This is a genomic window from Streptomyces sp. HNM0574 (assembly GCF_012726235.1).
Classification (GTDB): domain Bacteria; phylum Actinomycetota; class Actinomycetes; order Streptomycetales; family Streptomycetaceae; genus Streptomyces.
Window position 1 is genome coordinate 481,016 of sequence record NZ_JAASAH010000002.1, and the last position, 18,200, is coordinate 499,215.

Below are 18,200 nucleotides of genomic sequence, written 5' to 3' on the forward strand. Positions count from 1 at the left end.
CCCCTACAGCGCCGCAGGCCAGCGTTCGGGCCAGGATCGGTCGGACTGGAGTTGGGCGGTGAGGGAGAGGAGGAGGGGCTCGGAGGCGTAGGGGCCGAGGAGTTGGGCGCCGAGGGGGAGGCCGGTGGGGGTGAAGCCGGCGGGGACGTTCACCGCGGGCCAGCCGAGGACGTTCCAGGGCCAGGCGTACGGGCAGTGGGCGATCATCGTCCGGTCCGTCTGCCAGGCCCCCAGCCGCGCCAGGTCGCCGATGCGGGGCGGCGGCGTGGCCGTGGTCGGCGCGAGGACGACGTCGTAGCGCCGGAAGACGCGGCCGACCCGGCGCCGCAACGGCGCCTCGGCGGCCCGCGCGGCCCGCAGCACCGGCCCGCCGAGCAGCCGCCCCGTACGTGCCGCGCCGCGCGTACGCGGGTCGAGGAGGGCCGGCTCGGGGACGCGGTCCGCCCAGGCGCGTACGCCTCCGGTCGCACGGGGGACGAAGGTGAGTCCGATCGGCCCGTACTCGGGGTCCGCCTCCTCCACCTCGTGGCCGAGGGCGGCGAGCCGTTCGGCGAGGGCGGCGACGGCGGCGCGTACGCCCGGGTCGAGCCGCTTCGGGGTGGCCGTGAAGGGCATCCGGGTCGAGAAGGCGATCCGGAGCCGCCCGGGGTCGCGTCGGACGGCGGCCAGCGCGTCGATCCGCGGCGGCCGGTGCAGGTCGCCGTCGGCGTTGCCGGACGCGGCGTCGAGGAGCAGCGCCGCGTCCTCGACGGTGCGGGCGAGCGGGCCGAAGACGGTGATGCCGTTGAACGCCTCCGGCTCCGGCCAGGTCGAGATCCGCCCGCGCTGCGGCTTGACGCCGACGAGGTGGCTCCAGGCGGCCGGGATGCGCACCGAGCCCGCGCCGTCCGAGCCGAGCGCGGCGGGGACGAGCCCGGCCGCGACCGCCGTCGCGGAGCCGCCGGAGGAGCCGCCGGGGGTGTGCTCCGGGTTCCAGGCGTTGCGGGTGTCACCGAAGGCGGGCCCCTCGGTGAACGGCCACTGGCCCAGCTCGGGGCTGTTGGTCTTGCCGACGACGACGGCACCGGCCGCGCGCAGCCGCCGTACGGCCTCGCTGTCGGCGGTCTTCGGCGGGAAGGTGCCGGGGCAGCCGAAGGCGGTCGGCTCGCCCGTCACGTCGGTGTCGTCCTTCACGGCGAGGGGGACGCCGAGCAGCGGCCTTCGCTCGCCGCGGGCCAACTCGGCGTCCGCGGCGTCCGCTTCGGCGAGCGCGGCCTCGGCGCGGACGCGGCGGAAGGCGTTGAGCGTGGGCTGGGTGCGGGCGATCCGGCCGAGGGCGCGTTCGGTCAGCGCCCGCGAGGTGACCTCACCGGCGGCCAGCGCGCGGGCCTGCGCCGCGAGCCCCTCGGGCGCGCCGTGCTCCGCGCCGGCCCCGGGTGCCGCGTCGTCCGTGGGTCCGGAAGTCTCGTGGGTCACCCAACACTCCTCGCCGGGACGGCGCTCCGCCCCTCGCCCGCGCCCCCGCGCGAGCTCGGGGCGCACGTCAGCACTTGCTGTACCCGCCGGTAATACCCCTGCATCCTGCGCCACTTCGGCCCCGACGGCAACGCCCCGGGGAGCGGACCGCCGGCTCAGAACCGTTCGGCCGGTTCGTAGCTGCCCCATACGCCGCGCAGCGTGGAGCAGACCTCGCCGAGGGTGGCGCGGGCGCGCAGCGCCTCCTTCATCGGGTACAGCACGTTCGCCGACTCCGTCGCGGCGGCGCGCAGTCCGGCCAGCCCGCGCTCGACGGCGGCGCCGTCCCGGGTGGCGCGCAGCCGGGCCAGGCGCTCGGTCTGCTGCCGCTCCAGGGCGGGGTCGACGCGCAGCATCTGCTGCGGCTCCTCGCGCTCCAGCCGGTACCGGTTGACGCCGACGACGACCCGTTCCCCGCTGTCCTGCTCCCGAGCGACGGCGTACGCGCTGCGCTCGATCTCCTCCTTCTGGTAGCCCGCCTCGATCGCCGCGACGGCACCGCCGCGCCGCTCCACCCGGTCCATCAACTCCCGCGCCGCGGCCTCCACTTCGTCCGTCATCGACTCGACGGCGTACGAACCGGCGAACGGGTCGGCGGTGGCGGCCACGTCGCTCTCGTGGGCCAGTACCTGCTGGGTGCGCAGGGCGATCCGGGCCGCGGTCTCGGTGGGCAGGGCGAGGGCCTCGTCGTAGGAGTTGGTGTGCAGCGACTGGGTGCCGCCGAGGACGGCGGCCAGCGCCTGGGTGGTGACGCGCGCGATGTTGACCTCGGGCTGCTGGGCGGTCAGCTGCACCCCGGCGGTCTGGGTGTGGAAGCGGAGCTTCCATGAGCGCGGGTCGCGCGCGCCGAACTCCTCGCGCATCAGCCGGGCCCACATGCGCCGCGCGGCACGGAACTTGGCGACCTCCTCCAGCAGCGTCGTCCGCGCGACGAAGAAGAACGACAGCCGTGGCGCGAACTCGTCGACGTCCATCCCCGCCTCCAGCGCGGTGCGGACGTACGCGATGCCGTCGCTGAGCGTGAAGGCGATCTCCTGCGCGGGCGTGGCCCCGGCCTCCGCCATGTGGTAGCCGGAGATGGAGATGGTGTTCCATCTCGGCAGCTCGGCGCGGCAGTACCGGAAGATGTCCGCGACCAGCCGCAGCGAGGGCCGCGGCGGGAAGATGTACGTCCCCCGCGCGATGTACTCCTTGAGTACGTCGTTCTGGACGGTGCCGCTCAGCCGCGCGGTGTCGGCGCCCTGCTCCTCGGCCACGAGCTGGTACAGGAGCAGCAGCGGCGCGGCGGGCGCATTGATCGTCATCGAGGTGGAGACCGACTCCAGCGGGATGCCGTCGAAGAGGACGCGCATGTCGTCGAGCGAGTCGACGGCCACGCCGACCTTGCCGACCTCGCCGCTCGCGAGCGGCGCGTCCGAGTCGTGGCCCATCTGCGTGGGCAGGTCGAAGGCGACGGACAGGCCGGTGGTGCCGTGCGCGATCAGCTGCCGGTAGCGGGCGTTCGACTCGGCCGCCGTGCCGAAGCCCGCGTACTGCCGCATCGTCCACGGCCTGTGGGTGTACATCCCGGGGTGGATGCCGCGGGTGTACGGGTACTCCCCCGGTGCGCCCAACTGCCGTGCCGGGTCCCACTCCTGGAGGTCCTCGGGCCCGTACACGGGGTGGATGGACCATCCGCTCTCGCTGCGCCGGACGTCGTCCGCCATCACTCACGCCTCCCGCCGCTCGCGGCCGGCCGTCCGTTTTCGGCCGCTGCCGCATGGTTTCCGCCTCTCAGGATGCCCGTGCCCGGGAAGGTTCGGGTGCGGGCCACGCTGGGCAGAGTGGGTGGGGAAGTCCGGCGGCATCGGGTGGGGAAGTCCGGGACTGTTCCGGGGGTGTGGGATGGCTGAGGGGCTGGGCGGCACGCGCGGGCGCGCGCCGGGACACGAGAGCGCACGGGGCAGACGGAGCGCCCCGGAAGGCGCCAACACATCGACGTACAGGGGCAGTTCGGCGGCCGGACCGCCGGGACGCCGGGGCGGGCGGCTGCGCGTGCTCGCCCTCGCCGCCGCGCTGACGGTGGGCGCGGGAGCGCTCGCGGGGTGCAAGGCGGAGACCGGCGACGGCGCCCTCGTCCGGGTGTCGAAGCTGCCGGAGGCACCCGCCGCCACCGAGCCCGGGCCCGGACCCGAGGAGCCGGTGCGGTCCCGGCTGCCGGAGGCGCCGGTGGCGCAGTCCCCCGTCGGCTCGAAACGGCCGGTGACGCCGCGCCCGTCCCGTACCGCGCCGCCCGCCGACCGGGTCGTGCTGAAGCCGGGCGCCGAGGGCCGGGACGTACGCGAACTCCAGGCGCGGCTCCAGCAGTTGAAGCTGTTCGCGCTCAACCCGACCGGCTACTACGGCAAGGTCACCGCCGCCTCCGTGCGGCTGTTCCAGGAGAAGCGGGGCGAGAAGCGCACCGGCACCGTCACGGCCCGGCTGCGCACCGCGCTGGAGGCCCGTACCCACGAGCCCACGCGCGCCGAGCTGTACCCGCCGACGCTCCGCCCGCTCGACGACCCCGACCCGCGCTGCCGCACCGGCCGCGCCCTGTGCATCAGCAAGACCAGCAGGACGCTGGCGTGGATGGTCGACGGGAAGGTCCGCGAGGCGATGGACGTCCGCTTCGGCTCCGCGTACACGCCCACCCGCGAGGGCCGGTTCAAGGTCGACTTCAAGAGCCGTCACCACCACTCGACGCTCTACGACACCCCGATGCCCTACGCGATGTTCTTCAGCCGCGGCCAAGCGGTGCACTACTCGGCCGACTTCAAGGCCACCGGCTACAGCGGCGCCTCGCACGGCTGCGTGAACGTACGGGACAAGAAGGCGCTCGCGGCGGTCTTCGCCCAGGTGAAGAAGGGCGACAAGGTCATCGTCTACAAGTGACCTCCCGCCGCCGGGGCGGGAGGAGAGGAAGAAAGGGCGCGGGCGGGGCCGGGGGAACGTGCCCCGCCCGCGCCGAACGCGCGACCCCAGAGGTACGGGGGGAACCCCGGGATAAGTCGCGCAGCCGATGACCAGTCGGCTCACTTCACTCAGCGCCGGAAGCCCGCAAAGTGTCACACCCGACCCCGGAAAGCTGTCGTGCGCTGGGTCACAGTGGCGCGCTGACCTGGGTCACGAGTGGCCGGGGCACGCGGCGAACTGCCGCCGCCGGTGCGTGGGTTGGCCTGTGGTGACGTCCCGCGCGCCGGCCCGCGCGGAGTCCTACGCGCCGTCCCGGGCGCCGCTCTCGTCGGCGCCACCGGTGCCGCCACCGGTTCCGCCCTGCCCCGCTTCGGTCCCGCCGTCCGTTCCGGAGCTGTCCGCTCCAGAACCGCTCGTTCCGGAGCCGCTCGTTGCGCCGTCGCGGTGCTGCCCGTCGCCGTCGTCCGGTGCCCGGCCGCCGTCCGTGGTGTGGCCGCCGTCGCTCGTCCCGGAGTCGCCCGAGCCGGAACCGGTGGTTCCGGAACCGCCGGAGCCCGAACCCGAGCCGCCCGAGGCGGTGTCGCCGCCCGAGCCGCCGTCGGTGAACCCCCCGCCGCCCGTGCTGGGCGCCTCCCCCGTGCCCCCGCTGTCACCGGGTGCGGGGACGTGCCCGCCCCCGCTGCCCGAACCCCCGCCGGACGAGCCGCCCGAGGACGAGCCGCCCGTCGTGCCCCCCGTCGAAACGTTCCCGCTGTCGACCGCCGCGCAGTAGCGCTTCACCGACTTCCGCCCGCCGGCGGCCTGTTCGAGCTTCCTGCGCTGCTCGGCGGAGAGCTTCTCCTCCTCGTACGCCGTGCACAGGGCCTTCGCCAGCGCGGTCCGGTCGCCGCCGGGTATCCGCCCGTCGTCACTCTCGCCCGAGCCGGTGGACGACCCGGGCGAGCCGGGTCTGCGCCCCAGGTCGCCGCCCGCGATGTCCTCGCTGGGCCCGGTGGATTCCTGCCCGTCCCGACCGGAGCCGCCCCCGCGACGGTCCGGATCGCCGGTGCCCGAACTCTCGCCTCTGCCGCGCCCGGTGGCGCCGTCGGAGCCGTCGCGGGAGTCCGTGGCGTCCGGGTCCTCCGGCAGCAGACTCGCGTCGCCCAGCACCGACTCCTCCTCCGTCGCGCCGGGGCTGGCCAGCGGGGACACGCTCGCAGGTCTCCCCTTGCCGCCGAACGGCGCGGGCAGCACACCGGCGCTGCCCGCCATCGCCACCCCGCCGAGCGCACACCCGGCGACGGCCATCGCGAACCCGGCCTTCAGCGGACGCCCGGCCAGCGAGGGCCGCCGGCGCGCCTCACCGCGCCGGTGCACGCGGGCCCGCAGCCCGCCGACCGCAGCGGCGGGCACGTCCGGCACCACGTGCGCGGCCCGGTACGCGGCCACCGCGGCGTCCTCACCGGGCAGTTCGGCACCCGAGGCGCCCGGGGCACCGGCGCTCTCCGCCACGTCGAGCCGGGGGGTCAACTCCCCCAGCGCGGCGGCCAGTCGGTCCTCGGCGGAGGCACCCGCCTCCACGACGGCGCCCGCTCCGCCCCCGTCCGGGGTCACGTACCCGGGGTACGCCGAGGCCCCGGGGCTACGCGCATTGATCCGCGGCGCGTCACCGCGCGCGTCGACCGGCACACCGCGCAGCAGGCGCTCCGCGGCGTCGTCGTCCAGCCACTTGTACCGGTCGTCCGCCATCACGTTTCCCTCAGCGTTCGCGCGGCCTTCTGCGTCACAGTGCGCCCCGTGCCGCGCGGTGCCGCTCCCTGCCCCTCGGCCGCGTTGCCGGGAGTGCCGCCGTCGACGGTGACGGCCGGCTCCACCCCGTCCGACTCATCCGTCTCGTCGAGCAGTTCGGCGAGTTTCCGCAGCCCCCTGTGGGCCGCCGTCCGTACGGCTCCGGCCCGCTTGCCGAGCACCTCGGCGGCGCTCTTGGCGTCGAGGCCGAGGACCGCGCGGAGCACGACCGCCTCGGCCTGGTCCCGGGGCAGCCGCGAGATCAGCCGCATCGTGCGCCCGGTGCCGAGCGATTCCAGTGCCTCGTCCGCGGTGTCGGAGCCGCCCGGGAGCCCCGTGAGTTCGCTCTCGTCCCCGCCGACTACGGGACGCCGCCCCCGCTGACGTATATGGTCAAGTGCCCGGTTACGGGCGATTCGTGCCGCCCAGCCGCGGAAGCGGTCGGCGTCCCCCTTGAAGCGCGAGAGATCGCGGGCTATCTGGAGCCACGCCTCCGAGGTGACGTCCTCGGCGTCGGCCTCCGCGACCAGCGTCCGCACGTAGCCCAGCAGCCGCGGGTGCACGGAGCGGTAGACGAGACGGAAGGCCGCCTCGTCCCCGCGCTGCGCGGCGTCCACCGCAGCGCTCAGCTCCGCGTCGTCCCCCTGCACGCTGTGTCTCGCCTCACTCCGCGACGTCGCGACGATCCGGCCGCGTCCTGGTCCGTTCCTGCGGCCGTACTCGCGGGCCGGGGCGGCCCGCCGTCGCCGGTGCGCCGCTGCCGTACCGCCTGTGCTGCCGTACTGCCTGTGCTGTCGTGCCGTGCTCCTGCCCCGGCGCTCGCGCCGGTCGTGCCCGGCGCCGGTCGTACCACTGCCGCGACGTTGCGGGTGCCACCAGCAGCGATGCGAGGAAGCACGCTAAGGCCAAGTGCGCTCCCACGTCCATGCCGACTGACCGGCCGGTTGACCGCGTAACAATTTACGGGGCCCGGGCGCTGAGAAGGGTACGGGCTGCCGCTGGCGTGGTGCGCCCGTACTCGACGGCGGCCGGAGTCTCTCCTGTGGGGGGTGGCGACTCCGGCCGTCTTCGCATCTCCGGCCGCCCTTTCCCCGCACACACCCGCGCCCGTGCCGCGGGTGCGGGCACGGGCGCGGGGCCGCTTCCGGCGCTACGGGGTCACTTCTCCACCCGGTCCGCGAGGGCGCGGAATTCGCTCCAGCTGCGCTTCGGCTTCTCCGGGTCCCACAGCTTCTGCGCCGTCGCCGCGAGCGGCAGCCGGATGCCGCGTGCCACCTGCTGCGTGGTCTGCGCGTCCGCGATGTCGCCCCAGACGGCGAAGCGGCCGCCGAGGATGCGGTCGCTGCCGGAGAGGGACTCCGGCACCGGCTTGGTGCCGCGCACCACGGCCGGGGTCCACTCCTTGTAGATCCGCTCGCCGGTCGGGTACTCGAACTGGTTGGGCTCGCCGAGCACGTAGTACAGGTACTCGTCGTTGAGGTTGACCACCTTCCAGCCCTCCTTCAGGTACTCGGTGGGCTCCCGCATCCCGTACTCGGTACCCGTCCAGTAGCCGACCTGCCGGTCGCGGTTGGCGCGTACGGTGCCGTCCTTGTGCAGCCCGTCGTTCCAGACCTCGGGCGTCTTGCCCTCCTTGCGGACGGTCTTCGCGCGGTCGTTCAGCCAGGCCGTCGCCAGGTCCTGGACCCGGGCGTCGCTGCCGTACTTCTCACGGGCGAGCTCGGCGAGACCCGGGTAGGACGCCTCGGGGTCCTGCTTCATCAGTGCCTGGTACTCGTCGCCGCCCAGGTGCCAGTACTTTCCGGGGAAGAGCCCGGCGTACTCGCGGAGGAGGTCGTCGACGATGCGGGCCGACTCCGGCTTGCCGATGTCGATCGCGCCGGGCGTCGGCTGCCCCGAGGCGTCCTTCAGCTGGAGGTCGGGGTGTTCGTCGATCACGGCACCGAGGTGCCCCGGGGAGTCGATCTCCGGGATGACGGTGATGTGCCGGGAGGCGGCCAGCTTCACGATCCGGCCGAGCTCCTTCTTGGTCAGGTGCGGGTCGGACACGATCTCCGGGTGCGAGCTGCTCTCGACGCGGAACGCCTGGTCGTCGGAGAGGTGCAGCTGGAGCTGGTTCAACTTCAGGTCGCCCATCTCCCGGATGCGGTCCTCGATCCACTCGGCCGGGTAGTGCTTGCGCGCGATGTCCAGCAGGAAGCCGCGCTGTGCCCGGTCCGGGGCGTCCCGGACGGTGCCGTCGGCGAAGCGGCCCTTGTCCCGGACGGTCTGGAGCAGGGTGCGGGTTCCGTAGAAGACCCCGGCGTCGGTGGAACCGGTGATCCGCACCTTGCCGTCCTTGGTCTCCAGGACGTACCCCTCGCGGCCGGTCTTCGCGCCCTTGTCCAGGGCGAGTTCGACGTCACCGGCGCGGGCCGGGCCCTTGCCCGCGTCCGCCTTCAGCTCACCGGCGAGCAGCTTCGCCTCGTCGGCGAGCGGGCCCTCCGGGTCGGCGACGACGCGCGTGGTCTTCCCCGGCTTCCAGCCGGGGCCGCGGGTGGCCTTCCAGTCACGTACGGCGGGGATCGACGTCGGGGCCGGGCCGACCCGCGCGGGGCCCGCCGGACTCGCCTCGGCGGTGCGGTCGTCGGAGGCGGCGTCGCCGGTGCTTCCGGTCTCGCCCGCGTCACCGCCCGAGCCGGACGGAAGGAGATTCAGCGCCAGGACCACCACGGCGCCCGCTGCGATGACGGCCGCCGCGACGACCCACGATTTTGGCCACTTACGTCCCATACGGATACGGTATTGCCCCTTTCCTGACCAAGTTCGCCAGACATGAGCACGGATCTCGTTCCCTTGCGGGTGAAATTCGCGCATCCGTCGGACGGTTCGGCGGCCGCCTCGTTACGGTGACCGAATCCCGCCCGGCACCGCCGTATCGGACGTCACATCCGGCGCGCCGCGGATCCCACCCCGCACACTGCCAGACGACGTGCGGCGGGGCGGCCCGATCCGGGAGATCCGGGAGCCCGGCGAGAACAGCCAACTCCCCCCGGCCCGCGGCCCGCTCACCGGCCGGACGCCCCCGAACCACCCGCACCACCCCGAAGCAGCGCCCAACCCGCCCGCACCGACGACGGATCCGAGGAGTCCATGCGCCCGCAGCACCCGAGCACCCCGCGCCGCCCGCACCCCGCGACGCGCCCCGCGCACTCCCCGGCCGCCGCCCACCCGGCGCGCACGGGCGAGCCGCGCACCAGCGGCGGCATGCCGCTCCCCCGGCTGAACACGCTCCCCGCGATCGAGGCCGAGGCGCTGCTGCGCCGCTGCTGCGGCAGCCACCGCTGGGCCGAGCGGATCGCCGAGCACCGGCCGTATCCGGACGCCGAGTCGCTGCTGGCCGCCGCCGACGAGGCCAGCTACGACCTGACGCAGGACGAGCTCGCCGAGGCGCTCGCCGCCGAGTCGGCCCACCAGCCCCTGACCCGGCACCCGCAGGTGGACCAGCCGGGCGTGCTCGCCGCGCACACCGCCCTGCGGGCCGCGAGCGCCGCGTACGAGAGCCGCTTCGGGCACGCCTTCGTGATCTGCCTCGACGGCTACCGTCCCGGCGAGCTGCTGGACCAGACCCTCGCGGGCATCCGGGCCAGGCTCGGACACGAGGTGGACGAGGAACGGGCCGTCACCGCGGACGAGATGCGCCGGATCGCCCGCGGCAGACTCGCCCGTCTCGTCTCCCGCGGTGCCGAGCCGAGGACGGCCGAAACCCCCGGAATCACTGGGCCGTCCGTGCCTGATTGATCACACCGCCCGACCCGGCACCCGCGTCCCGACACGGCGTCGCTACGATGGCCGCGGCCGGTGGACCGTACCCGGCCGGGCCCGACCGACACCGCTGGACTTTCCGAGACAGGGGGCGGCTGGCTCCGATATCCGCTCCCGGAGGGTTAAACCGTGCCGGCTGGAACGCTGTATCGCGGCCGGGAAGGCATGTGGTCATGGGTGGCTCATCGAGTCACCGGTGTCCTCATCTTCTTCTTCCTGTTCGTGCACGTCCTGGACACCGCACTCGTCCGCGTCTCGCCCGAGGCGTACGACGACACTGTCGCGATCTACAAGACACCGCTCGTCAATCTCATGGAGTACGGCCTCGTGGCCGCCATCCTCTTCCATGCGCTCAACGGCCTGCGGGTCATCGCCGTGGACTTCTGGTCCAAGGGCGCCAAGTACCAGAAGCAGATGCTGTGGACCGTGATGGGCATCTGGGCCGTCCTGATGGTCGGCGCCTTCTACCCCATCCTGCAGCACACCCTGCGCTCGCTGTTCGGGAGCTGATGAGAGATGTCGACGGAGACTGCAAACGCGGGTAACGCCGAAGGCACCGAGGGCGTGCGCCTGTACGACGTGGACAATCCGGCTCCCCTGATCGAGCCGCCCCGGGCCCGTACCGCGAAGACGCCGAAGGCCACCCGGACCAACTTCGAGATGTACGGCTGGCTGTTCATGCGGCTGTCCGGCATCGTGCTCGTCGTCCTCGTCCTGGGTCACCTGCTGATCCAGCTGGTGCTGGACGGCGGCGTGAGCAAGATCGGCTTCGCCTTCGTCGCCGGCCGCTGGGCCTCGCCCTTCTGGCAGGCGTGGGACCTGATCATGCTGTGGCTCGCGATGCTGCACGGCGCCAACGGCCTGCGCACGGTCATCAACGACTACGCGCAGCGGGACAACACCCGGTTCTGGCTGAAGATGCTGCTGTACACGGCCACGGTGTTCACCGTCCTGCTGGGCACGCTGGTGATCTTCACCTTCGACCCGAACATTCGCTGACCGGCCCGCCGGGGACGAAGCTGAGGTAAACCCCATGAAGATCCACAAGTACGACACCGTCATCGTCGGCGCCGGCGGCGCGGGCATGCGCGCGGCCATCGAGTCGACCAAGCGCAGCCGTACGGCCGTGCTGACGAAGCTCTACCCCACCCGCTCCCACACCGGCGCCGCGCAGGGCGGCATGGCCGCCGCCCTCGCGAACGTCGAGGAGGACAACTGGGAGTGGCACACCTTCGACACGGTCAAGGGCGGCGACTACCTGGTCGACCAGGACGCCGCCGAGATCCTGGCGAAGGAGGCCATCGACTCGGTCCTCGACCTCGAGAAGATGGGCCTGCCGTTCAACCGGACCCCGAACGGCACCATCGACCAGCGCCGCTTCGGCGGGCACAGCCGTAACCACGGCGAGGCCCCCGTGCGCCGGTCCTGCTACGCGGCCGACCGCACCGGCCACATGATCCTTCAGACGCTGTACCAGAACTGCGTGAAGGAGGGCGTGGAGTTCTACAACGAGTTCTACGTCCTGGACCTGCTGCTCAACGAGGACTCCGCCAACGGGGGTGGCAAGAAGACCGCGGGCGTCGTGGCCTACGAGCTGGCCACCGGCGAGATCCACATCTTCCAGGCCAAGGCCGTCGTGTTCGCCTCCGGCGGCAACGGCAAGTTCTTCAAGGTCACGTCCAACGCGCACACCCTCACCGGCGACGGCCAGGCGGCCGCCTTCCGGCGCGGACTGCCGCTGGAAGACATGGAGTTCTTCCAGTTCCACCCGACCGGCATCTACAAGATGGGCATCCTCCTCACCGAGGGTGCGCGCGGTGAGGGCGGCATCCTCCGCAACAAGGACGGCGAGCGCTTCATGGAGAAGTACGCGCCCGTCATGAAGGACCTCGCCTCGCGTGACGTCGTCTCGCGCTCCATCTACACGGAGATCCGCGAGGGCCGCGGCTGCGGTCCGAACAAGGACCACGTCTACCTGGACCTCACGCACCTGCCGCCGGAGCAGCTCGACGCGAAGCTGCCGGACATCACCGAGTTCGCGCGGACGTACCTCGGCATCGAGCCGTACACCGACCCGGTGCCGATCCAGCCGACCGCGCACTACGCGATGGGCGGCATGCCGACGAACGTGCTCGGCGAGGTCCTCAGCGACAACGACACCCCGGTCCCGGGCCTGTACGCGGCGGGCGAGGTCGCCTGCGTCTCCGTGCACGGCGCGAACCGTCTGGGCACCAACTCGCTGCTCGACATCAACGTCTTCGGCCGCCGCGCCGGCATCGCCGCCGCCGAGTACTCGGCCACCGCCGACTTCGTCGAACTGCCGGAGAACCCGGCCGAGTTCGTCGAGAACGAGGTCGAGAACCTGCGGGACGCCACCGGCAGCGAGCGCGTGGTGGAGATCCGCACGGCGCTCCAGGAGACCATGGACAAGAACGTCATGGTCTTCCGTACGGAGCAGACGCTGAAGGAGGCCGTCGAGGAGATCGGCCAGCTGCGCAAGCGGTACCGGAACATCAGCGTCCAGGACAAGGGCAAGCGCTTCAACACCGATCTGCTGGAGGCCATCGAGCTGGGCAACCTGCTCGACCTGGCCGAGGTCATGGCGGTCTCCGCGCTGGCCCGCAAGGAGTCCCGCGGCGGTCACTACCGCGAGGACTACCCCAACCGCGACGACGTCAACTTCATGCGCCACACCATGGCGTACCGGGAGACGGACGACAGCGGCAAGGAGTCGATCCGGCTGGACTACAAGCCGGTCGTCCAGACCCGCTACCAGCCGATGGAGCGTAAGTACTGATGAGCACCGCTGTCATGGAGAAGGGCGAAGCGGAAGCGCCCGCCTCGCACCTGATCACCGTCACCTTCCGGATCCGCCGGTTCAACCCGGAGATCGCGGAGGAGCCGTGGTGGGACGACTTCACGCTGGACATCGACCCCAAGGACCGGGTCCTGGACGCGCTGCACCAGCTGAAGTGGGAGAAGGACGGGACGCTGACCTTCCGGCGCTCCTGCGCGCACGGCATCTGCGGCTCGGACGCGATGCGGATCAACGGCCGGAACCGGCTGGCGTGCAAGACGCTGATCAAGGACATCAACCCCGAGAAGCCGATCACGGTCGAGGCCATCAAGGGCCTCACGCCGCTGAAGGACCTCGTGGTCGACATGGACCCGTTCTTCCAGGCCTACCGGGACGTCATGCCGTTCCTGGTGACCACGGGCAACGAGCCGACGCGCGAGCGTCACCAGTCCGACGAGGAGCGCGCCCGCTTCGACGACACCACCAAGTGCATCCTGTGCGCCGCGTGCACCTCCTCGTGCCCGGTGTTCTGGAACGACGGCCAGTACTTCGGCCCGGCGGCGATCGTCAACGCGCACCGCTTCATCTTCGACTCGCGTGACGAGGCCGGTGAGCAGCGGCTGGAGATCCTCAACGACCGCGACGGCGTGTGGCGTTGCCGCACGACCTTCAACTGCACGGACGCCTGCCCGCGCGGTATCGAGGTCACGAAGGCCATCCAGGAGGTCAAGAAGGCGCTGATCACCCGCCGGTTCTGACGACCGACGAGCCAGCGCCGCCTCGCCCCCGCCGGATGCTTCCGGCGGGGGCGAGGTGCGTCCGCCCCCTCGAACAGCCGCCCGGCCCGGGGGAGTTGGGACGGCCGCATCCGGGGTATGGGGTGACCGGGCCCGCCACGGGCCCCCGCACCACGCACTGTCCGGCTGTCCGCGCGGGCCCGCGCGGCACTCGTCGTCAGGAGTTCGCGTGAGACGTACCAGATCCGGCATACGCACCGCGCTCGGCGCGCTCGCGGGCACCACCGCGCTGCTCGCCTCGGCCCTCGCCACGGCGGGCCCGGCGTCCGCCGAGCCCGCCCCCTCGCCCGTCTCGTCGGTCCAACGGCCCGCGCAGGCAAAGGAGTTCTGGACGGCGGAGCGGATGCGGTCGGCCCAGCCGCTCGACCTGCTCGACGTGGGCAAGCGGGCCGTCGACGAGGTGCGCGAGGCCGTGCCCGGCGGCGAGGAGCTGACGGTTCCGCCCTCGGTGGGCAAGGGGATCGGCAACGCGCTGCCCGAGACCGGCGGTTCCTGGACGGGCGGCGGCGAGGTCGTGAAGACCTCCGGCCGGGTGTTCTTCGAGTACCAGGGCAAGCAGGCGTCCTGCTCGGGCAACGCCGTCACCAGCGACAACGCCAGCACCGTCATCACCGCGGGCCACTGCGTGAAGATGGAGGGCAGCTGGCACAAGAACTGGGTCTTCGTGCCCGGTTACCACGACGGCCAGGCCCCGCACGGCAAGTGGCCCGCCACGAAGACGCTCACCACCCCGCAGTGGGAGGCGAGCGAGGACATGAACTACGACGTGGGCGCGGCCGTCGTCCAGCCGCAGGACGGCAAGCGGCTCACCGAGGCCGTCGGCGGCCAGGGCCTGGCGTTCAACTCCGGCTACGGCCAGGACATGTACGCCTTCGGCTTCCCCGCGGCCGACCCGTACGACGGGGAGAAGCTGACCTACTGCAGCGGCACCACCTTCCGGGACGTGCTGCTCACCCAGGACCACGCCATGTCCTGCGACATGACGGGCGGTTCGAGCGGCGGGCCGTGGTTCACGAAGTTCGACGAGTCCACCGGCAAGGGGCTCCAGTCCTCGGTGAACAGCTTCGGCTACGTGTTCCTGCCGGACACCATGTTCGGCCCGTACTTCGGGGACGACGCCAAGGCCCTGTACGAGAAGGCCCAGAGCGCCTGACCCGGCGCGGAGGGGCCGCCCCTCCTACCCGCGCACCGCGCCTGACTCACCGGTGAGAGTCGTCTCGTCCGGCGCGCTGGGGTACGCGGTGCGCGGGTGCGTAGGGTGCGGCGCGTGGCACCTACGGCACGCAAGGCACGAACGGTACGAAGCACACCAGCGGTACGCAGGCGGGCAGCGGCGGCGGCCGCCGCGCTCGCCGTGCTGGCCGGGGCCGGCGCGTGTTCCGGGCCCGGCCCCTCCGGTTCGCCGGCGGGCTCGGGCTCGCCCGCGGGTGACCGGGACCGCGCGGGCGTCCGGGTCGAGGCCGAGCACGGCACGGCGCTCGCCGACCGCCCGACCGGCGTCCGCGTCACGGGCCTGCGCCCGCACCAGGAGGTGACGGTCACCGCCGGCGCGAAGGACCAGCGGAGACTGCCCTGGTCCGCGAGCGGCCGGTTCACCGCGGACGCGAAGGGCGTCGTCGACCTCGGCGAGCAGGGGCCGCGCGGCGGCGAGCCGTACGCCCGGGCCGACGGGATGGGCCTGGTCTCGTCGATGCTCCCGCAGGACCCGCGCGCGGCCCGCAAGATCGGCAGCGGCGACGCCTTCTCGTACCACCCGCCGGCGCCCGCGCTCGACCGCTCCTTCCCGGTGCGGCTCACGGTGACCGCCGAGGGCGGCAAGGAGGACGGCGAGGAGCTGGCCGACCGTAGCCTCACCCGGGAATGGCTGGCCGACGGTGTCGGGCACGAGCGGCTCACGCTGGGCAAGGACAAGATCGACGGGGAGCTGTACACCCCGCCGGAGGGCTCGCCGAAGAAGGCGCCGGTGCTCGTCTTCGGCGGCTCCGAGGGCGGCAACTCCGGCGAGTACACCGCCGCGCTGCTCGCCTCGCACGGCCACCCGGCGATGTCCCTGTGCTACTTCGACTGCGGCGGGACCTCCTCGGACGGCAAGGGCGCCGACCGCCCGGACGGCATCGACATGATCGACCTGGGCTACTTCACGCGCGCCGCGAAGCGGCTGAACCAGGAGCCCTCCGCCGACCCGCGCAAGCTCGCCGTGATGGGCAACTCGCGGGGCAGCGAGGTCGCCCAGCTGCTGGGCCAGCGGCACCCGGAACTGGTCCGCGACGTGATCGCGTACGCCCCCTCGTCCAAGGTCAACGGCCCGCTCGACGGGGCGGGTCCCGGGGCCTGGGCCGAGCACGGGAAGCCGGTGCCGCAGGGGCCGATCCGGCTGGACGAGGTGCGCGGCACCGTCCTCGCCGTCGCCGGGGACAACGACAAGATGTGGGGCTCGGCCGCCTCCGCCCGCGACATCGCCGGCCAGCACGGCGCCTCGGGCCAGCGGCACCGGCAGCTGACGTACGAGGGCGCCGGGCACCACGTCAACTGGTTCCCGTACGGGCAGCCGGGGCAGGAGGGCGGGGCCGACGGCGCCGTCGTCTCCACCTCGGCAGCGGATCAGCGGGCACGGGCGGACAGCTGGCCGCGCGTGCTGAAGCTGCTGGATCGCTGACCACCGGGCGGCACCGCGTACCGGCGTCACCGTATGGAATGACGCCGGTACGCGCCGGATTTCCCGTTCGTGGCCGGATTGCTTCGGCGGGCCGCCGGGCAGGGCCGGGAAGCCGTGCGGGAGGGGTGATCCGGTGCCCGAGGTCACTGCGAAACCGGGCGCGGGGCGCGGTGCGGACCTGAGACAATGACGACATGGTCAACGATCGTCGTCCTCGTGTGCTCTCCGGTATCCAGCCGACCTCCGGCTCGTTCCACCTCGGCAACTACCTCGGCGCCGTGCGCCAGTGGTCTGCCATGCAGGAGACCCACGACGCGTTCTACATGGTCGTCGACCTGCACGCGATCACGATCCAGCAGGAGCCGGAGCAGCTGCGCGCCAACACCCGTCAGGCCGCGGCCCAGCTGCTGGCCGCCGGGCTCGACCCGGAGCGCTGCACGATCTTCCTGCAGAGCCACGTCCCCGAACACACCCAGCTCAGCTGGATCATGGAGTGCATCGCCGGGTTCGGCGAGGCGTCCCGGATGACGCAGTTCAAGGACAAGTCGGCGAAGCAGGGTTCGGACCGCACCTCCGTCGGCCTGTTCACCTACCCGCTGCTGATGGTCTCCGACATCCTCATCTACCAGGCCGACCAGGTGCCGGTGGGCGAGGACCAGCGCCAGCACATCGAGCTCACGCGGAACCTCGCGGAACGCTTCAACAGCCGCTACGGCAAGGCGTTCACCGTCCCCGAGCCGTACATCCTCAAGGAGACGGCGAAGATCTACGACCTTCAGGACCCGTCGGTCAAGATGAGCAAGTCGGCCTCCACGCCGAAGGGCATCATCAACCTCCTCGACGAGCCCAAGGTCTCCGCGAAGAAGATCAAGAGCGCGGTCACGGACACCGGTTCGGAGATCCGCTTCGACGAGCAGGAGAAGCCCGGCATCAGCAACCTGCTGACGATCTACTCCACGCTCACCGACACCTCGATCGCCGAACTCGAGACCCGGTACGAGGGCAAGGGTTACGGTGCGCTGAAGACCGACCTCTCCGAGATCGTCGCCGACTGGGCGGGCCCCTTCCGGGAGCGCACCCAGGAGTACCTCGACGACCCGGAGACGCTGGACTCGCTCCTGGCCAAGGGCGCGGAGAAGGCACGGTCCGTCGCGGCGGAGACCCTGGCGCAGGCGTACGACAAGGTGGGTTTCCTGCCCGCGAAGCACTGACGAGAAGGCCGGGCCCGAAGGGCGGGCCCGGCACGCGACGGGGCAGGCAGCGCGGGAGCGCGGAAGGGAGTACCGAGGTGGGGTCCGTCACCCTGGGCGTATCGATCGCGGTCCCGGAACCGTACGGCAGCCTCCTTCAGGAGCGGCGTGCCGGTTACGGAGACCCGGCGGCGTACGCGATCCCGACCCACATCACGCTCCTCCCGCCGACGGAGTCGGACCCGGCGCTGCGCCCCGTCATCGAGGCGCACCTGGCGCGGGTCGCCGAGCAGGGCCGGCCGTTCACGGTGCGGCTCTCCGGCACGGACACCTTCCGGCCGCTGTCGCCCGTCGTGTTCGTGAACGTCGCCGAGGGCGGCGAGGCGTGCGCGCTGCTCCAGGAGCGGGTGCGCGCGGAGGACGGCCCGCTGGTCCGCGAGCTCCAGTTCCCGTACCACCCGCACGTCACGGTCGCGCACCACACCTCCGAGGCGGAGATGGACGCGGCCCAGGCGGGGCTGGCCGGTTTCGAGGCGGCCTGGACGTGCTCCGGCTTCGCGCTGTACGAGCAGGGCGAGGACGAGGTCTGGCGGCTGCGGCGGAACTTCACCTTCGGCGGCGCCGCCGTCCCTCCTACCGGGCCGGCGGCTGAGGAGGCGGCGCCACCGCTGTCGGCCGTCCCGCGCCAGGTCCCGCAGGGCTCGCCGGCCTGCGGCGGCAGCTCCCCCTCGGTGGCCCCGCTCGCCTGACGGCCCCAACTGCCG

Annotated in this window: 15 protein-coding genes; 10 read left to right on the plus strand and 5 right to left on the minus strand. The window is 72.6% G+C overall.

The features are described 5' to 3' along the window. Positions 1-3: 3 nt before the first annotated feature. Both HCC30_RS05855 and HCC30_RS05860 read right to left on the minus strand, forming a co-directional pair. A complete protein-coding gene (locus HCC30_RS05855) occupies positions 4-1,455 on the minus strand; it encodes an amidase (protein WP_169441049.1) in 1,452 nt (483 codons plus the stop codon). Positions 1,456-1,610: 155 nt separating this feature from the next. Then, the gene (locus tag HCC30_RS05860; RefSeq protein WP_169441051.1) at positions 1,611-3,200 is read right to left on the minus strand and encodes a methylmalonyl-CoA mutase family protein; all 1,590 of its coding nucleotides are present in this window, start codon (positions 3,198-3,200) and stop codon (positions 1,611-1,613) included. A gap of 322 nt (positions 3,201-3,522) precedes the next feature. Between HCC30_RS05860 and HCC30_RS05865 the strand changes: the two genes are divergently transcribed. Further along, on the plus strand, positions 3,523-4,404 hold the full coding sequence (locus HCC30_RS05865) for a L,D-transpeptidase family protein (protein WP_240979372.1): 882 nt from the start codon (positions 3,523-3,525) through the stop codon (positions 4,402-4,404). A 321-nt stretch (positions 4,405-4,725) separates the two neighbouring features. Here the strand turns inward: HCC30_RS05865 and HCC30_RS05870 are convergent, their stop codons facing one another. The 3 genes from HCC30_RS05870 to HCC30_RS05880 form a co-directional block, all read right to left on the minus strand. Next, complete coding sequence (locus tag HCC30_RS05870; protein WP_169441055.1) at positions 4,726-6,153, minus strand: hypothetical protein; 1,428 nt, start codon at positions 6,151-6,153, stop codon at positions 4,726-4,728. Next, positions 6,153-6,842, minus strand: coding sequence for an RNA polymerase sigma factor (locus HCC30_RS05875; protein WP_169441057.1), 690 nt, complete (start codon positions 6,840-6,842; stop codon positions 6,153-6,155). The genes HCC30_RS05870 and HCC30_RS05875 overlap by 1 nt, the downstream gene beginning before the upstream one ends. A 508-nt stretch (positions 6,843-7,350) precedes the next feature. After that, positions 7,351-8,964: a family 20 glycosylhydrolase gene (locus tag HCC30_RS05880; protein WP_169441059.1), complete on the minus strand. Its 1,614-nt coding sequence runs from the start codon at positions 8,962-8,964 to the stop codon at positions 7,351-7,353. Positions 8,965-9,438: 474 nt separating this feature from the next. On the opposite strand from HCC30_RS05880, the gene HCC30_RS05885 reads away from it, so the two are divergent. From HCC30_RS05885 to HCC30_RS05925, 9 genes are all read left to right on the plus strand, one after another. Further along, positions 9,439-9,972, plus strand: coding sequence for a 2-oxo-4-hydroxy-4-carboxy-5-ureidoimidazoline decarboxylase (locus HCC30_RS05885; RefSeq protein WP_240979373.1), 534 nt, complete (start codon positions 9,439-9,441; stop codon positions 9,970-9,972). Between the two features lie 153 nt (positions 9,973-10,125). Further along, on the plus strand, positions 10,126-10,506 hold the full coding sequence (gene sdhC / locus HCC30_RS05890) for a succinate dehydrogenase, cytochrome b556 subunit (RefSeq protein ID WP_169441064.1): 381 nt from the start codon (positions 10,126-10,128) through the stop codon (positions 10,504-10,506). 6 nt (positions 10,507-10,512) lie between these two features. Further along, the gene (locus HCC30_RS05895) at positions 10,513-10,995 is read left to right on the plus strand and encodes a succinate dehydrogenase hydrophobic membrane anchor subunit (RefSeq protein ID WP_169441066.1); all 483 of its coding nucleotides are present in this window, start codon (positions 10,513-10,515) and stop codon (positions 10,993-10,995) included. Positions 10,996-11,029: 34 nt separating this feature from the next. Further along, positions 11,030-12,793 carry a succinate dehydrogenase flavoprotein subunit gene (gene sdhA, locus HCC30_RS05900; RefSeq protein ID WP_169441067.1) on the plus strand — a complete coding sequence of 588 codons (1,764 nt, stop codon included), beginning with the start codon at positions 11,030-11,032 and terminating at the stop codon, positions 12,791-12,793. Next, a complete protein-coding gene (locus HCC30_RS05905) occupies positions 12,793-13,551 on the plus strand; it encodes a succinate dehydrogenase iron-sulfur subunit (protein ID WP_169441068.1) in 759 nt (252 codons plus the stop codon). Before sdhA ends, HCC30_RS05905 begins: the two co-directional genes overlap by 1 nt. A gap of 208 nt (positions 13,552-13,759) precedes the next feature. Continuing rightward, positions 13,760-14,743 carry a trypsin-like peptidase domain-containing protein gene (locus HCC30_RS05910; RefSeq protein ID WP_169441069.1) on the plus strand — a complete coding sequence of 328 codons (984 nt, stop codon included), beginning with the start codon at positions 13,760-13,762 and terminating at the stop codon, positions 14,741-14,743. Between the two features lie 114 nt (positions 14,744-14,857). Then, positions 14,858-16,246 carry an acyl-CoA thioesterase/bile acid-CoA:amino acid N-acyltransferase family protein gene (locus HCC30_RS05915; protein ID WP_346776506.1) on the plus strand — a complete coding sequence of 463 codons (1,389 nt, stop codon included), beginning with the start codon at positions 14,858-14,860 and terminating at the stop codon, positions 16,244-16,246. 194 nt (positions 16,247-16,440) lie between these two features. Next, complete coding sequence (trpS, locus tag HCC30_RS05920; RefSeq protein WP_169441070.1) at positions 16,441-17,457, plus strand: tryptophan--tRNA ligase; 1,017 nt, start codon at positions 16,441-16,443, stop codon at positions 17,455-17,457. Positions 17,458-17,534: 77 nt separating this feature from the next. Then, positions 17,535-18,185, plus strand: coding sequence for a 2'-5' RNA ligase family protein (locus HCC30_RS05925; protein ID WP_169441071.1), 651 nt, complete (start codon positions 17,535-17,537; stop codon positions 18,183-18,185). The last annotated feature ends 15 nt before the right edge of the window (positions 18,186-18,200 follow it).

What these genes read in the sequence shown, in the direction of transcription:
- HCC30_RS05860 (WP_169441051.1), bottom strand. Translation starts at nt 3,200, where the DNA reads ATGGCGGACGACGTCCGGCGCAGCGAGAGCGGATGGTCCATCCACCCC.
- HCC30_RS05870 (WP_169441055.1), bottom strand. Translation starts at nt 6,153, where the DNA reads ATGGCGGACGACCGGTACAAGTGGCTGGACGACGACGCCGCGGAGCGC.
- HCC30_RS05880 (WP_169441059.1), bottom strand. Translation starts at nt 8,964, where the DNA reads ATGGGACGTAAGTGGCCAAAATCGTGGGTCGTCGCGGCGGCCGTCATC.
- HCC30_RS05885 (WP_240979373.1), top strand. Translation starts at nt 9,439, where the DNA reads ATGCCGCTCCCCCGGCTGAACACGCTCCCCGCGATCGAGGCCGAGGCG.
- HCC30_RS05895 (WP_169441066.1), top strand. Translation starts at nt 10,513, where the DNA reads ATGTCGACGGAGACTGCAAACGCGGGTAACGCCGAAGGCACCGAGGGC.
- sdhA (WP_169441067.1), top strand. Translation starts at nt 11,030, where the DNA reads ATGAAGATCCACAAGTACGACACCGTCATCGTCGGCGCCGGCGGCGCG.
- HCC30_RS05905 (WP_169441068.1), top strand. Translation starts at nt 12,793, where the DNA reads ATGAGCACCGCTGTCATGGAGAAGGGCGAAGCGGAAGCGCCCGCCTCG.
- trpS (WP_169441070.1), top strand. Translation starts at nt 16,441, where the DNA reads ATGGTCAACGATCGTCGTCCTCGTGTGCTCTCCGGTATCCAGCCGACC.